Here is a 16,215-nt window from a genome sequence, read left to right on the forward strand (position 1 = left end):
ACCAACGGGAAGAAGCAAGCCACACTTTCTGTCTTATTCTAAAATATTCAGTATAAACACTAGAACATTCGAACTAATGCTGATTCTTGAGTTTAAAGTTAAGGGTAAACCTGCTCAATACAGCGCCATTGACGAGGCTATTCGGACAACTCAGTTCATCCGGAATAAGTCTATCCGCTATTGGATGGATAACCCCAATGTCACGAAGTACGACCTCAATAAACAATGCGCAGTATTGGCTAAGGAGTTTCCTTTTGCCAATGACTTGAACTCTCAGGCTAGACAATCTGCCGCTGAACGAGCATGGTCGGCCATCAGTCGCTTCTACGAAGACGTTCGGCTGAGCGCTCACGTCGAAGCCTGCAAGAAGAAAGTCTCAGGGAAGAAAGGTTATCCCCAATTCCAAAAGAACTGCCGCTCTGTGGAATACAAAACCTCAGGGTGGAAGTTAGAGGACAATCGTAAATACATCGTCTTCACTGACAAAAATAAGATTGGTCGATTGAAACTCTTGGGAAGCCGTGACCTGAACTTTTACCAACCAGAGCAAATTAAGCGGGTGCGATTAGTGCGCCGTGCCGATGGCTACTATGCTCAGTTTCCGGTAAGTGTAGACCGTCAAGAATCAGTAATGCCATCCGGTAAAGCAATTGGGTTAGATGTAGGCTTAAAAGAGTTTTACACTGACTCCAATGGCTTTGCCGTGGAAAATCCTCGCTTTTTACGAAAAGGGAAACAGCGTCTCAAACGAGCGCATCGTCTTGTTTCTCGCAAGCAAAAAGGAGGCAGCAATCGACGCAGGGCAATCAATAAACTAGGGAGAGTTCACCTGAAGATAAGTAGGCAACGTAAAGACCATGCGGTGAAATTAGCACGGTGCGTAATCACATCTAACGATGTAGTGGCCTATGAAGACTTGCGGGTGAAAAATCTGGTGAAAAATCATTGCCTAGCGAAATCGATCAACGATGCAAGTTGGTATCAGTTCCGGGTGTGGCTAGAGTATTTCGGTAAGGTGTTTAGGAAGATTACCATTGCTGTGCCACCCCACTACACCAGCCAGAACTGTAGCGCCTGTGGTCAAACGGTGCAGAAGTCTCTTTCAGTGCGGACTCATGTGTGTGAGTGTGGCTGTGAGCTAGACCGTGACCATAATGCGGCGATAAACATCTTGCGTTCGGGATTGAGTACGGTGGGGCACACCGGAATGTACGCTTTGGGAGATTTGACCACTACTCTGGCTGAATCCGTTCTGTCAGGGCAAGTTGAGTCGTTGAGCAAAGAATCCCCTCGCCTTTAGGCAGGGGAGTGTCAAACCAACCCAGAACTTGTGGGAAAAGATGTTAGCCGTAACAACCTGTCTTGGGCAGGGGCGGCGGGGGCCTTAGTTTCAAATACAGAAGACATTATCCACTGGGTACGAACATTATTCGTTGAAGACAATTTGCTGTCCGCTGAAGAAAAAGAAGAAATGCAGCAAATCGTTTCTTTACAGACAAGAGAGGCGATCGCCCAAACAACAGCGACAGATCCCTATGGTTTTGGTTTGGGGATTATCCAGGGTTACGACGAACGTTGGGGCAATTATTGGTTTTATCAAGGCGAAACACTGGGCTATCGTTCATTTTATGTGTATTTCCCTTGTAATCAAGTGATTATTTCTGCTCTATTTAATAGCTCTGTAGATGCTCAGAATAACCACGCCCGCAGTTTAATCCAGCAGGTCTACGGTACTCTTTTAGAAGATGATCCTGCGTTGATATGTCAGACTTGAGTGTTGGAAAACAAATTTTCCCATCCTAGACAAGCAAATTTAGTCTGAGTTTAGACCCAAGTCGATTTTATTTGTTCGATGCCGTCTTCATAAGCAAAGGCTAAAAAAATCTTCCGCTGCTTAAGCTTGGTGAACGTTTCTATCGGGGAGCTTAAGCATTGGAAGACAAGAATCAATTAAATTTGGCCTAGATTGGTGGCTGGCTAGCGCACCGTAAAGGCGTAACGATCTTGGACGACATAACCACCCGCAGACCAGTTGTAGTAGACGCGTACTTCATAATTGCCTGGGGTGAGACCTCTGAATTGACGGGAACCTGAGCGCTGCCCTTGGGTATAAAACCATTCACCGTAGCTGTCGTCGGGGGCATTGGCCGCAACAATGGTGATCCAATCCTGGCGATTACCAGGGAGATTAGCGTAGTTCACCATAATCGGTTCATTAGCTTGGTAGACCGTTTTATTGGTAGAGATATGACGGTTGTTAATTGGTGTTGCCGCTTGTGTCCCGACAGTGAAACGATACCGATCCTGGACGACATAACCGCCATTGGGCCAGTTGTGGTAAACCCGTACTTCGTAGCTGCCAGCAGCGAGACCTTTGAACTGACGGGAGCCAGAGCGTTGACCATCGGTATAAAACCATTCTTCGTAGCTATTGTCGGGGGCATTGGCCGGAACGATGGTAATCCAATCTCCAGAGTTGCCCGGTAGATTGGCGTAGTTCACCATAATTGGCTCACTGGGGGCGTAGGTTGTTTTTTGGGTGGCAACTTGTCGTCCAACTGGAACTTGACTCACCAGCACCGGGTAGGCGTTAGGGATAGTGGTGGGAACCGTGGGACTGGGATTGGCGATCGCCCCCTCAACCCAAAAGCCGAGGAGGACGGGTAAACAAGAGAACAGGGGCCGTAAGGTGGATTTCATGGGGATTTTTAGAGGGAAAAGATAGGGAAAAAGTAGTGTGCGAAGTAAATTTCAGTTGGGTCTTGGGCAAACAAGTCCGTTAGATAGAGATAGTTGCTGAGGCCAAGAACTGATGCAGATTTTCTCGGAATAGCCGACTCTAGCTGAATTATAGGCAGCTCTTGGGGAGGTGACCTAGGTTTTCTGGCTGATTACAAGAAATTTTTCCCTAAAGAGAGTACGTCCTGATCACTGCTGATAGTTTCGCGTTGGGGGATATTCCCCTTCAAAAAATCGACATTCTAGGCGATGGAGTTGCCACCAGAGTCCCGCTAAGACAATGATCACCGTGGCGATCGCCCCAAGGCTCCAAGTGGGCAAACCAGAAAAAATCGCGAAGGGCAAACCCAACCACAGCAGAAATCCCAAACCAATGACGCCTTTTTTCCCTTTCTGAATTCGATGAAGAGCCTGGGTACAACTGGCGCAATTTTTGGTGTGGGAATGGTAACGCTCTAGCAATTGGCTTTGTTGTGGTTCTGCGGGCGAAAAATCTTCGTCTGGGAAAGGTGCGCCATACCGTTCTACCCATTGGCGATAGGCCAACACAAACAAATCTGAACTGGTCGGCAAATAACAGGTTTTGGCATAGTTTTGGGTCGATTTTGCCAGTTCCCGTTCCTGGAGATGCAAAAAGATTTGATCATCTTCGAGGATGCCCATTTGATTGAGATGAGAAAACCACCGGGGAGTAAATTTAAACGCGAGGCGGGGTATGGCCGCTTTAAAACGGAAGGGGAGCCGCACAATCGCCCGGCAGCGTCCTTTTTCGGTGGGAGTCGCGTAAACAACGGTCATCACCTGGCCAAAGGGACTTTCGGGAATGTCGTGCCACATGGCAGCCGGCGCAAAAAAGGTTGTTTTCTGGGAGCCGAGGGTACCGCGCCGGGGGCCTTCTTCCCAATTGCCCGTGAAGCCTGTTTTTTCTACCTCAGAAACATCGAGGATAAATTCCTTGGCATTTTTACGGTTACCGACCCGGGGGTGGTGGGTAAAGGCCACATGACTCGTATCCAGGACATTTTCTAAGAGGGTTGTGGCGTCATAGGGAATATCACGAAACACATCGGCCATCACCCATTCCCCTGGATGTTGGTCTAACTGGGGCACCGTCGGGATCGGCGTTTGGGCTGCCTCGTGGCGATCGCCCCCATAGACAAACAGCAACCCTTGTTCAACGCAACTGGCATAGGTTTTTACCTGGGCTCTGGGACTGTGGTGGGCCTCACCGTCTGGGGCTTGGAAAGGAATTTTGGTACAGGCGCCCGTCTCCGCAAATTGCCAACCGTGGTAAGGGCATTCTAAACAGCCATCGACAATGCGACCTTCGGATAGGGGCGCGAGGCGGTGGGGACAGACATCGCTAAAGACTTGCCATTGCTGGGTTTTGGGTTGCCACCAAATCACGAGGGGTTCCCCCAGCAGCACAAAGCGGGTGGGTTTGGTTTTGTCGAGATCCTGCACGAAATGGATCGGATACCAGGCTGCGTGCCAATCGAAGGCAGGCGTCGTGTCGGCAGTGGGTTCAGGGAGGGACGTTGCAACCATAGATTAGAAAAGGAAATTTCAGACGGAATGATTGGGGTCAGTGCTTTTAGCTTAACGAATTGTTACATTTCCTTGGGGCGATCGCCTTTGGGTTTTGCCCTTTGCCTCCTGGTCGTCTTCACTACAATGGGATGGAAAACCGAGCCGCTAGAACTGATTTGGAGACCAAAACCGCGTGCGTAACATTACTCCCAACCAAAATTTTCCCCTCTCACTGATTGGGGTGGCGATCGCCCTGTTATTTTTCATCGTGCTCAATGCGTTTGTCATCATTAATCCTGGCCAAGCCGGTGTCTTGAGCGTTCTTGGGAAAGCCCAGGACGGTGCTCTCCTAGAAGGAATTCATTTCAAACCACCCCTGATTGCCAGCGTGGATGTTTATGACGTGACCGTCCAAAAATTTGAAGTCCCAGCCCAAAGCTCAACCAAGGATTTGCAAGATTTGACCGCCCGTTTCGCCATTAACTTCCGCCTCGATCCCGTGAAAGTCGTCGAAATTCGGCGTACCCAGGGCACCCTACAAAATATCGTCTCGAAAATTATTGCCCCCCAAACCCAAGAATCCTTTAAGGTTGCCGCCGCCAAGCGCACCGTCGAAGAAGCGATCACCAAACGCACCGAACTTAAGGATGACTTTGATACCGCCCTCGAAACCCGCCTCGAAAAATATGGCATCCTTGTCCTCGACACCAGCGTCGTTGATTTAAACTTCTCCGCAGAATTTTCCCGCGCCGTCGAAGAAAAACAAATCGCCGAACAGCGGGCGCAGCGGGCTATCTACGTCGCCCAAGAAGCCGAACAGCAGGCCCAGGCAGATATCAACCGAGCCAAGGGGAAAGCCGAAGCCCAACGCTTGCTCGCGGAAACCCTCAAGGCCCAGGGGGGAGACCTCGTACTCAAAAAAGAAGCCATCGAAGCCTGGAAAGAAGGAGGCGCACAAATGCCGAAGGTGCTCGTCATGGGCGATCAACGCTCCAGTGCCCCCTTTATCTTTGATCTCAACGACATGCCGAAATAGCCCTACAACCCAATCAAAATTTTCACAAAATTACCATCGGGCGATCCAAAGGCGATCGCCTTTTTATGTTGTTTTTGACTAGCTGGAAACATTTTTTAAGCAGGGCTAGTCTTCAATAATCCCTGCATAAATTTAGCAATCCCCATTATTGTCCAGAACATTTCCAAGCAATTGAAAACGAAAAAATCAGCGGAACATTTACGGGAACAAGTCGTCTAAAAACCCAGTAAATTTAGCTTAAATAATTCGATTTAAGCATTTTTTAAGTGAGAAGTGACGGTAACAACGCTAACCTGAAAATAAGCAGTCACCCTAATCTGAAACGCAAGGAAAAATAATATGCCTTCTATGAAGCGAACTCAGCAATCCACCGCTCTTCTTTTGGCCTTATCCCTCGGACTAGGAAGTACATTACCCTTCCAGGGATCGTTGCTGCAACCCGCAGCGGTGGTGGCCCAAACAAGCCAATTTCCAGATGTTCCGAGTAACTATTGGGCCACAGGCTTTATTAATGAATTGGTCAACCGGGGGATCATTGCCGGTTTTCCTGATGGTTCTTTTCGGCCCGATGCACCTGTGACCCGTGCTCAATTTGCGGCCATGGTGCAGAAAGCCCTCCCCAAGAGCCAAGACCGCAATGCGATTAATTTTGTGGATGTCCCCAGCAGCTATTGGGCTTTTAATGCGATTAATAATGCCTACGAGATGGGCTTTCTTTCGGGATATCCAGGTCAGGTTTTCCGCCCCGAACAAAATATTCCCCGGGAGCAGGTTTTAGTCGCCCTAGCCAATGGTTTAAATTATTCAGCCCGTAACAACATCAATACCACCCTCGGCTATTACCAGGATGCGGCGAATATTGCTGATTTTGCCCGGAGCCCCATTGCCGCCGCGACAGAACAAAAAATGGTGGTGAACTATGCCAATTTGCAACAACTCAATCCTAAGCGCAATGCCACACGGGCTGAGGTGGCCGCGTTTATTTATCAGGCTCTCTTTTCCCAGGGTCAGGTACAGGCACTAAATTCCCCTTATATCGTTACCCAGGATGTGGTGGCTGTGGACTATCGCATTACAGCGGGCACGATTATTCCAATTAGTTATACCGCCGACAAAATCCTCTTAACCCAGGATGAAATTTTACCGGTGACCCTCACGGTGGATGCCAATATTGTCAATACCCAGGGGATAGTGCTGATTCCCCAGGGCAGTGAAATTCAAGGGGAGTTCCGACCGTCAGGGAATGGGACGCGCTTTGTCGCCCAACGCCTAGAGTTACCCAACGGCCAAATGTACAATATCAACGCGGCCTCCCAGGTGATCACAGATACGGAAAGTGTGCGTCGGGGCACTGATGTGGGCAATCTGTTGAGAAATGCGGCTTTAGGTACGGGGGCCGCCGCCGCGATCGCCGCCATTACTGGAGACCGGGCGATCGCCACAGAGGAACTCTTAATTGGTGCTGGTGCTGGCATCCTTGCCACCTTGATCCCCCAATTTTTGGGCCTTGATCGTGTGGATCTGTTGGTGGTAGAAACCAATACGGATCTTGATCTCACCTTGGCCAATGACTTGATTCTTCAAGTCAATCCCTAGGAAAAAGATTGTTTTAGGGTTTTTGAAAATTTGGCGATCGCCTAAGGGGATAATGGGGCTGGTTGGCTAGGGTTTGAGAGACATCACCATGCTCGCGCTTTTACAACAGTCCGGTTTGTTGGCGATCGCCTTTATTTTTCTATTCATCTGGGGAGCCTGTTTCGGCAGTTTCCTCAACGTGGTGGTTTATCGGCTGCCAGCGGGTTTATCCCTGGCACATCCCCCCTCCCGCTGTCCCCACTGTGGCCACCAACTGGGCGCACGGGAAAATATTCCAGTATTGGGTTGGCTCCTGTTGGGGGGCAAATGCCGCTGGTGCAAAACGCCCATTGCCGCCCGGTATCCCCTCGTCGAAGCGCTGATGGGTTTGCTCTGTGTCGCCACGGTGGTTCAATTTGGGTTGACCCTAGAGGCGATCGCCGCCTTTACCCTGCTGTTTTGGTTGGTGGCCTTGGCCCTCATTGATTACGACACTTTTACCCTGCCCAACCCCTTAACCCAATCGGGCCTCGTACTCGGTCTCCTCTTCCAGATGGGGCTGGGTTTTCAGGCGAACGGCTTCCCTGGCGCGATTTATGGCCTTCTGGGTGGCATTGGGGCGGCGGTATTGGGACTGTGGTTACTAGATGGCATTGGTGTCATTGGTTCGGCCATGCTGGGCCAAGAGGCCATGGGGGGCGGCGATCCGAAACTTTTGGCGATGATTGGCGCTTGGCTGGGCTGGCAAAACGTCCTCTTAACGGTAATTTTGGCCTGCGCCCTGGGCACAATGATTATCGGCGGGGCTATGGGCCTCGGTAAACACCAACGGGGACAACATTTACCCTTTGGGCCGTTTCTTGCTCTGGGGGCGATTAGTAGTCTCTTTTGGGGCGATCGCCTGATCGAACTCTATCTCGAAATGTTCCTAGGCTAAAACAGTGAGATCATCCGCTCCATCACTCTTGCCGCTAGAAAAGTATGACCCAACAGATGTAGATAGTAGTCACAAAAAAGCGACTGATTAAGATAGCCAAGTTATACACCAATAGTTTTGGCTTTTATGACTAAAAGTTACAGTTATTTCTGATGATTGTTTCGGCGACAGCCACTTCAGTTAGGTTATCGACAGTATCTCCGGCAATCTCCTTAAATTGGCGTTCAATTGCTGCACTGTCGCAGCCAGATGGATAGTCAGACGAATTGTAGTCGTCGTAAGTTGTATATTTGCTGTCATAGTCAGATCTGTACGTTGAGTTTCTTGGCTCGTATATAGGTACCGTAGGATTTGAATAGCTTTCTGTGGTGTTGGTTTCTAGACTAGGTAAAATTACCATGACTAAAAAAAGCGCACCCAAGTAGACGCCAACTACAGCGCCAACACCCAATGCTGCTCTTTCGAATCGTTTTTGAATAGGTTCTAAATATGGATATTTCTTAGTTTTACTCCAAACAATTTGTTTGGACTGATTGCGCCCATGAAACTGCACCAACTTGATCCCGATCAATGGCTGCTTTTTCAGCTCTACAATGATTAGTTCCGTCGCCATTGAATACTCTGGATCACCATTATCAATAGAATCAAGGAATATCGTCAGCACCGCATTTGAGGGAGAAAGCTCACAAGTTAAATCAGTGCTATCGATTAGACTGTTTAACTCCTCAGCAAAACTCTTGAGGATATTTTGTTTGTCCATTGTTTTGTCCTAGAGATAGTCCTATTTTAACACCAAAAGCTTAGCCCTGATTTCTGTCAGTCTATCGACGCGGTGTAATAGCTGCTATTGTCTAAACCCTATATTGTTGATTCTTCCTGTGGAAGAAGATTGTCCGGGCAAAAGAACTTCAATAAAGAGGAAATCTCAATCATGAAAAAGGGAAAACTACGCTTGACTCATTAGGATAAGCATCAGGATGATGTCACAGCTTTTCTGTATGATGAGGGATGGTCGAAATCTAGGGCAAAATCAATCGTGAAAACTCCCCGCTGGCAACGGCGCAAACTGAGTCTCAGGCAACGGCAACTAGAAATCTTTACCGTGGCCGCCCAGTTTATCCTCCGGCTCGGCAAAGACCGACTCCCCGGTGGCAACCCCGCCCGCAAACGCCATCGCCAAGCCCGCTGGCTCGTCAATCATCTCCTGGATTTGGGGCCGACTTTCATCAAAATTGGCCAGGCCATGTCAACCCGCCCGGATCTATTTCCCATCGAATACATCGAAGAACTGAGCCAACTCCAAGACCGGGTGCCCCCATTTAAGGGTCAAGCGGTGATCGCCGTCATCGAGCAAGAATTTAACAAATCTATCTACGCCCTCTTTAAGGATTTTGAACTAGAGCCCCTCGCCTCCGCTAGCCTGGGCCAAGTACACCGGGCCACCCTCTACAGCGGCGAAGAAGTGGCTGTAAAAGTTCAGCGCCCCGGCCTGAGTCGTCTGTTCCAAGTGGATATGCAAGTCCTCGAAAAACTCTTGCATTGGGCCAGTTATTTTTTAAAAGACCTCAAAAAATACAATCTCAATCAGATTTACCGGGAATTTTTCGAGCTTCTCTACCAAGAAATTGACTACATCCATGAAGGAAAAAATGGTGATCATTTTCGGCAAAATTTCGCCGACGATCAGCAAATTCTCGTGCCCAAGGTTTATTGGCAATACACCACCCGCAAAGTCTTAACCCTCGAATATCTACCGGGCATTAAAATTGACGACCGGGCCGCCCTCGAAGCGAGCAATATTGACCCAGACCACGTGATCAGCCTCGGCATTTCTTCTTACCTCAAACAACTGCTCCAGGATGGCTTTTTTCAGTCCGATCCCCACCCCGGCAATATGGCCGTCGATGCCACAGGGAAGCTGATTTTCTATGATTTCGGCACGATGACCGAAGTCAAATCCATGGAAAAAACCCAGATGATGCGTACGTTTTTTGCGGTGCTGCGCAAGGATACGGACGAGGTGGTCGAAACTCTGGTTTACATGGGCCTTATCGAGCCGATGGCAGATATGACCCCGGTGAAACGGATGATTGCGTTTCTTTTGGATCGGTTCCGCGATCGCCCCATTGATCTCCAGGAATTTGAGCAGATTAGTAACGAGCTCTACCTGATGTTTGAGCAGCAACCGTTTCGTCTGCCGCCCCAAATGACTTTTATCATCAAGGCCCTCACCACCCTCGATGGCATTGCCCGCGCCCTCGACCCCCAATACAATCTCATGGCGGCGGCCCAACCGTTTATTCGTAGCTTGGCCGTGAGTCACAAACCTGGGGAAAATCGCCTGGGGAGCCTCGCTCAACAGACTAAAGAATTTGTCCTGTACCAATTCCAGAAACCCAGCCGCACCGAAATGGCCATTAAACGCCTCGAATCACGCATTGAGTTAGGGGAACTGCAATTTCGCGTTAAATCCGTTGAAGGCGATCGCCAATTGCGCCGCATCTACCTCGCGATTAAAACCATGATGTACGGCATCCTCTGGGGCTTTAGTAGCGTGGTCGGTATTTTAGTCTGGAGTCAGGCGGCCTCTCTCTTCCTCATCGGGGCGATCGCCCTCACCGTATTTTTCTTTGGCCTCCAAACCCTCCGCGCCCTCCTCCAACTGCTCATCCAAGAACGCCTCGATCACTTAATCCGTCGTTAATAGGCTCCCCCGATTTCAATTTAGACACCATTGGAACAGCACGGGGTAAAAGTCCTGAAATTCCTTGCTATATCTAGGATTGAAGCATATTAATGGGGCGTCAAGATCGGTGGGGTCAAGGTCTTTTCGTAGCTAAACATACTACTTTTAACCAAGTCTTTATGGTAAGAAAATAATCTCTTTCTGTAGCATTAGTATTGCTCAGATTAACTAATAGAGTTGCCCCCAAGCACCATGAATTTTCAATCTTGCCCTAGCCCCATTTATTCAAGCTTTTTGTACTGCGATTTGAGCCTAGTCACCAGGCAACCCGATAAAACTATGAAATCCATATTTTTCAGGCGATAAAGTCGATCTAGAATAAATTGCCCCTGACATAATTTTGTCGCTGCGCTCACCCACTACCCTCCCGATCCATGTTTCCCAGCCATGGGTAAAGACCAAAGGCGCTAAACCCTCTTCAAATCAATTCCCGCTAGTGTGTTTCATATGAAAGTGCAAGATGCCATCACCAAAAACGTTGTGATTCCGGGCCAAGTCCTCCAATCCCTGATCCAACGGCAAATGTCGGGGACCATGACCATTTACGATCCCTTAGATGAATCGGTATTTTGGCAGCTTTATTTTGGGGGCGGGAAGCTGCATTTTGCCACCAGTGGTATGGGTAAACGGGAGCGCTTAACATATCTTTTAGGGCAACTGTTTCCGAAAGCGAAATTTCCCATGGGAGATAGCTTTTCCCAAGATTATGATTATATTTGTCAAATTTGGAAAGCTGGAAAATTATCCCTTCAGCAAGTCCGCCAAGTTTTATTTTTTACGACCCAAGAGGCGATCGCCCAGTTTTTATCCCTGCCCCGCGCTGCCATTAAATTTGAACGCGCCCTTAATCTAGATCCCCTGTTGCTGTCCCTGTCCCTCAAAGAAATGGTGCGCCCAATCCAGCCGACCGTTCGCCAATGGGTACAACTCCGCCCCGAAATCGCTTCCCCCTTCCAACGCCTGCAAATCAAAGATTTCCGTGAAATCCGGAGCCGCTCCTGGCTCAACCTCCAGGACTATCAATTTATGGAAAGCCTCCGGGAGCCCCTCGACCAACAAGTCACTCTCTATGAACTGAGTCACCACACCCGCCGTTCCACCCTCGAACTCAGCCAACTCTTTCATCCCCTCGTCAAAACAGGCTTAATTGAGGTTATTCCCTATGCGGGCGTTCCACAAAAACCCAAACCCTGCATCGCCTGCATCGACGACAGCAAATCAATTCAGCGAGTCGTCAAAATGACACTGGAAGCCAGTGGGTTTGAGGTCATTGGTGTCACTGAACCTGCCTTGTCCCTCAGTACCTTCGCCCGCCAACGACCAGAATTAATCCTGATGGATATCAACATGCCCGAAATCGACGGTTATGAGCTCTGTCGCCTGTTTAACCAATCCGAAATGCTCAAAAATATTCCCGTGGTCATGCTTACAGGTCGTGATGGAATTATTGATCGCCTCCGTGCCAAGATGGTGGGTGCTTCTGACTACATCGCTAAACCGTTCAATCCCCAGGATTTGATTCGGATGGTGCAGTCCTATGTGGAGCAAACATCAGCGCAATCTACGCCCTAGGGGTAGAGGTTGTATTTCATATAATCTCTAAACTAATTTCAGAATAAGTTGCGCTAAGTTCTAGTACTGATCAGGAAAATACAATGAAAAAAGTTTTAGTTGTTGATGACTCTAAATCGGAACAAACCCTTGTCCGGGCACTCCTGGAGAAAATGAGCCTGGAGGTGAGCCTCGCGGACAACGGCGATGAAGCCTTGGCTTGGCTGCGCAACCATGACCAACCGGATCTGATTTTTCTTGATATTGTGATGCCCGGACTCAATGGCCTCGATTTATGCCGAGAAATTCGCGAAAGTCTAGGGTACGAAGAAGTGCCAATTATTTTTTGTTCTAACAAAAGCCAGGATTTCGACCGTTTTTGGGCATTACGTCAGGGAGGCAATGCTTATTTAACGAAACCCTACAGTCCGATGGAATTTATGAAAACGGTCAAAGAGTATTTGGCTTAGACAGTGCTGTTTTTTCTTCGATAAAGGTCTGATTTTGCCATGGTCGCTCCCCCTACCCAAGCCGATTTCTTCCGGGTTCAACTGTATCCTTCTGGGACTGGCCCCCTCGCCCAAACGCGCTTGTTGATCCCCCTAGAAAATATGTTGGAAGTGATGACCCTCCCTCGCCAAGGCATTTGCCCGGTACCAGGGGTCGCCCCAGGGGTATTGGGGGTGACGAACCAACGGGGGCAGCTCATTTGGGTGGTGGATCGGCGATCGCCAGCGGGATTAGGAACGTCAGCAGCGCGACCCAATCCCCAGGAAAAGTTAAGGGTGGTGCTTTTGGGTCAGGGGGAGGCAGGGCAAGTGGGCTTTGTGGTGACCCAGCTTGAGGGAATTGCTCCGTTTGACTTAGGGGCTGCGGCTCCGGTGGCGACGGCTTGGCAAGATTTTTATCCCCATTGCGATCGCCAACTGGTCAGGGGGTCAGAGACGGGGTTTACGTTGGCCATGGCCCATTTATCCCACTACCTACAGGGCACCCTGGTCAATCAGTAAGTTTTGAGTTTTTTCAACGTCAATTTCACAGAATCACTACCTATGGGCACAACAGAACAGACCATGAACACGGCAACTTCTCCGGCTTTTTCTGAGGAAATCAAAGAACTTCAGGCGGCGATCGCCCTTGACCCGACGGACATCGTGATGAAAATCAGTCTGGCGAGCCAACTAGAAACAGAAGGATTTTTGGCAGAGGCAGCGGAAGTTTACCGCGACATTGTGGCATCGGATCACGATGGTGTCTTTGCGGCCAGTGCCCAACAGGCGCTCCTTGCCCTAGGGGAAGCGATGGATGTGCCAGCAAGTAACGGCAGTGGTAACAATGGCGATCGCCCGGCAGGGTCAACCAACGGGAACGGCACCGTCGCTACGACAAACCCTCCAGAAGAGGCCCAAGCACCACTCTCGGTGGAAGTCTCAGGAGCTAAAGACTACAGCCCAGAGATTTTGGCATTGCAAGCGGCGATCGACGCTGACCCCACAGACATGGTCGCCCAAATTAGCTTTGCCAGTGCCCTCGAAAGTGAAGGCTTTTTTCCAGAGGCGATCGCCATCTATCAGCAAATCATTGACCAAGATCCCGAAGGCATTTTTGCCGCCAGTGCCGCCAAAGCCCTTGGAGATCTCCAGGCACAGTTGCCCCAGTCCGATCCAGAGACCGATGACCCCTCGGCGATCGCGCTCCCAGACCAAGCCCCCAAACCCGTTGCCCTGGTTTACGACGATGTTGACTATACCGATGTCGATGTCACCTCCCCTCCCCTGAAGCGATTACAAAATCTTTCCATTGCCCAGAAACAATTTATCGGTATTTTTGTTTCCAGTGCCATTGCGATCGCCGGAGTGGTGGCAGCAGGGGCGGTGATTATTGTTACTTCTGGGCGATCGCAGCTGCGGGAACAGGCCACCTCAGAGCTCGCGGTCAACGACATTAACTACAACGTCAAAATTGACCAGATGGGTTTTGGGTTCCGGGGCCAATCGGATAACGCCGCAATCATCGCCGCCGCAGCGGCCTACCAAAGTACAGGTACCGTTCCCCCTGAGCAGCTCGCCCAGGTGCAGGCCATTCTCCAAAACGAAATCCAAGCCCGTAATATCGAATATGCCACCCTGGTCAGTACGAATCTCCGGATTATCACCAACGGCAACGGCGATCGCCAAGGGGAAGTGTTTGACCCCAATGGCCTCGTCACCCAAGCCCTCCAGACGAGACAGCAACTCAAAACCAGCGAACTACTCTCTTGGGATGACCTGAATCGAGAAGTAACCAGATTCCCCATTGGCACCAAAAAAGGCGAATTTGCCCTCGTCCGCTACACTGTCACCCCCGTGATCGGCAGTAACGATAATCTTCTTGGAGCCTTGGTTTCCGGCGATGTGATTTTCAATGCCAAATTGGATATTGCCGCGAATACTGTTAGCGCGTTCAATGGCGGTTACAGTGCGATTTACCAAGTCAACCCCGATGGTGGTTTCCAGCTCGCCAGTGCCCTCTACCAACAGGATGCCCAGGAAGAAGGGGAAGACAGTACCCGTAAGGTGATCCAGACCTCCCTTAATGCCCCTGATCTGCTCACGCTACCGGATTTCTCTTTCCTGACGGCCGCCGTCAACGCTAGGGGGGAAACCGTGGTCGATACCCAGGTGATCGATGGCATCTCCTATACCCTCGCGGCGGAATCCATTCTCAATAGCGCCGGGGAACCCGTGGCGATCATTGTCCGGGGCACCGATGAAAATACCCTCAATGCCCTGATCCAGGACAGCTTACTGCTTCAGACAACGGTGGGTTTAATTGGGGTCTTTGTGGCGGCTGGTCTAGCGTGGCTCCTGGGACGCACGATCACAAGACCGATCAAGCGCCTTCAAAAGGTAACCACCGAGTTTGGGGCCGGGAACCTTGATGCGAGGGCCGAGGTTTTTGCCAAGGATGAAGTGGGACAGTTAGCCACCACGTTTAATAATATGGCAGCGCAAATTCGCTCCATTACCGATGCCGTCGAAGCCCAAGCTCAAGCTAAAGATCAAGAGGCGGCCTTCCAACGCCAGGAGCGGGAACGTCTCCAGGAAGGGGTGATTCGGTTGCTGCTCCAAATTGAAGAGGTGCGCCAGGGGAACCTCACGGTACAGGCGATGGTAGACGAAGGGGAAGTGGGTTCCATTGCCGATGCCTTCAATGCCACCCTCCGGAGTCTGCGGGCCTTGGTTTCCCAGGTGAAATCTTCGGCAGACGAGGTATATGATTTGGCGATCGTCAACAATGACTTGATCACGCGCCTCTCCACGGAAGCCACAGTCCAGGAACAGGCGATCCAATCGGCGGAACGTTCGGTACAAGGCATTGCCCAATCCATTCAAGCGGTAGCGAAATCGGCCCAGGGGGCAGCCCAAATTGCCCGAAAATCCCGTTTGGCGGCCCAGGAAGGCCAGGCAACCATGGACGAAACGGTGACAAGTATTGATCTAATTCGGGGTTCAGTGGCAGATACCTCGAAGAAAGCAAAACGTCTGGCGGAATCTTCCCAGGAAATTTCGAAGATCGTTAACATCATTTCTGACATTTCCGAAAAGACGAACCTCCTGGCCTTTAATGCTTCCATTGAGGCAACGCGAGCCGGGGAAAATGGCCAGGGTTTCCGGGTGGTCGCTGATGAAGTACGTCGCTTGGCAGAACAGGTCACCACAGCAGCCCAGGAAGTGGAGCAGTTGATCGGCGGGATTCAGGAAGAAACGGCTCAGATGATGCAGATGATGGAGGAAAGTACTTCCCAAGTAGTCACGGGAACAGAATTGGTGAAAAAGACAAAAACGACGCTCCAGAGTGTGTCCCGCATTAGTGAGGAAATTGACAAAGTGCTGGCGCGGATCTCGAAGGCAATGGTCTCCCAGCGGGATGTGTCTGGGAAGGTCACGAAAATTATGCAATCGGCGGCGGAGGTGGCCCAAAAGACGGCGGCAGAATCCCAAACGATGTCTGGTCAGTTGGATGCGCTAACCCAGGTGGCGATCGCCCTGAAGGATTCTTCGTCCCGCTTTGAGATTGAGTAACGTTTGTATTTTTCGGCTGTTTTAATGTTCTTTTACT

General features: G+C 50.1%; 13 protein-coding genes. 10 read left to right on the forward strand and 3 right to left on the reverse strand.

Features of this window, described 5'->3' with window-relative positions; all coding sequences use genetic code 11:
* Positions 1-76 precede the first annotated feature (76 nt).
* Both AACT35_RS12045 and AACT35_RS12050 read left to right on the forward strand, forming a co-directional pair.
* Positions 77-1,300 carry an RNA-guided endonuclease InsQ/TnpB family protein gene (locus AACT35_RS12045; protein ID WP_099239674.1) on the forward strand — a complete coding sequence of 408 codons (1,224 nt, stop codon included), beginning with the start codon at positions 77-79 and terminating at the stop codon, positions 1,298-1,300.
* Positions 1,301-1,330: 30 nt separating this feature from the next.
* Positions 1,331-1,774, forward strand: coding sequence for a serine hydrolase (locus AACT35_RS12050; protein WP_254048030.1), 444 nt, complete (start codon positions 1,331-1,333; stop codon positions 1,772-1,774).
* A 203-nt stretch (positions 1,775-1,977) separates the two neighbouring features.
* On the opposite strand, the gene AACT35_RS12055 is transcribed toward AACT35_RS12050, so the two are convergent.
* Positions 1,978-2,700, reverse strand: coding sequence for a hypothetical protein (locus AACT35_RS12055; RefSeq protein WP_065717088.1), 723 nt, complete (start codon positions 2,698-2,700; stop codon positions 1,978-1,980).
* 228 nt (positions 2,701-2,928) lie between these two features.
* A complete protein-coding gene (locus AACT35_RS12060; protein WP_099239676.1) occupies positions 2,929-4,287 on the reverse strand; it encodes an aromatic ring-hydroxylating dioxygenase subunit alpha in 1,359 nt (452 codons plus the stop codon).
* Between the two features lie 184 nt (positions 4,288-4,471).
* On the opposite strand from AACT35_RS12060, the gene AACT35_RS12065 reads away from it, so the two are divergent.
* The 3 genes from AACT35_RS12065 (at position 4,472) to AACT35_RS12075 (ending at position 7,817) form a co-directional block, all read left to right on the forward strand.
* Complete coding sequence (locus tag AACT35_RS12065) at positions 4,472-5,305, forward strand: prohibitin family protein (RefSeq protein WP_315862046.1); 834 nt, start codon at positions 4,472-4,474, stop codon at positions 5,303-5,305.
* Between the two features lie 348 nt (positions 5,306-5,653).
* Positions 5,654-6,901, forward strand: a complete 1,248-nt coding sequence (locus tag AACT35_RS12070) for an S-layer homology domain-containing protein (protein WP_198158664.1) — start codon at positions 5,654-5,656, stop codon at positions 6,899-6,901.
* An 88-nt stretch (positions 6,902-6,989) separates the two neighbouring features.
* Positions 6,990-7,817 carry a prepilin peptidase gene (locus AACT35_RS12075; protein ID WP_099239678.1) on the forward strand — a complete coding sequence of 276 codons (828 nt, stop codon included), beginning with the start codon at positions 6,990-6,992 and terminating at the stop codon, positions 7,815-7,817.
* A gap of 130 nt (positions 7,818-7,947) precedes the next feature.
* On the opposite strand, the gene AACT35_RS12080 is transcribed toward AACT35_RS12075, so the two are convergent.
* Entirely contained in the window at positions 7,948-8,577 is a 630-nt protein-coding gene (locus AACT35_RS12080) for a hypothetical protein (protein WP_099239680.1), read from the reverse strand.
* Positions 8,578-8,853: 276 nt separating this feature from the next.
* Here AACT35_RS12080 and AACT35_RS12085 point away from each other — a divergent pair, with 276 nt between their 5' ends.
* The 5 genes from AACT35_RS12085 to AACT35_RS12105 all read left to right on the forward strand — a co-directional run bounded on the left by AACT35_RS12085 (position 8,854) and on the right by AACT35_RS12105 (position 16,178).
* Positions 8,854-10,521: an ABC1 kinase family protein gene (locus AACT35_RS12085; protein ID WP_099239682.1), complete on the forward strand. Its 1,668-nt coding sequence runs from the start codon at positions 8,854-8,856 to the stop codon at positions 10,519-10,521.
* 489 nt (positions 10,522-11,010) lie between these two features.
* Positions 11,011-12,135, forward strand: a complete 1,125-nt coding sequence (locus AACT35_RS12090; RefSeq protein WP_099239683.1) for a response regulator — start codon at positions 11,011-11,013, stop codon at positions 12,133-12,135.
* An 83-nt stretch (positions 12,136-12,218) separates the two neighbouring features.
* Entirely contained in the window at positions 12,219-12,584 is a 366-nt protein-coding gene (locus AACT35_RS12095; RefSeq protein WP_099239685.1) for a response regulator, read from the forward strand.
* A 39-nt stretch (positions 12,585-12,623) separates the two neighbouring features.
* Positions 12,624-13,124: a chemotaxis protein CheW gene (locus AACT35_RS12100; protein ID WP_099239687.1), complete on the forward strand. Its 501-nt coding sequence runs from the start codon at positions 12,624-12,626 to the stop codon at positions 13,122-13,124.
* 42 nt (positions 13,125-13,166) lie between these two features.
* Positions 13,167-16,178, forward strand: coding sequence for a methyl-accepting chemotaxis protein (locus tag AACT35_RS12105; RefSeq protein WP_254048031.1), 3,012 nt, complete (start codon positions 13,167-13,169; stop codon positions 16,176-16,178).
* The last annotated feature ends 37 nt before the right edge of the window (positions 16,179-16,215 follow it).

Origin of the sequence: Synechococcus sp. BDU 130192 (assembly GCF_963876085.1) — a bacterium.
Taxonomy (GTDB): domain Bacteria; phylum Cyanobacteriota; class Cyanobacteriia; order Cyanobacteriales; family MRBY01; genus MRBY01.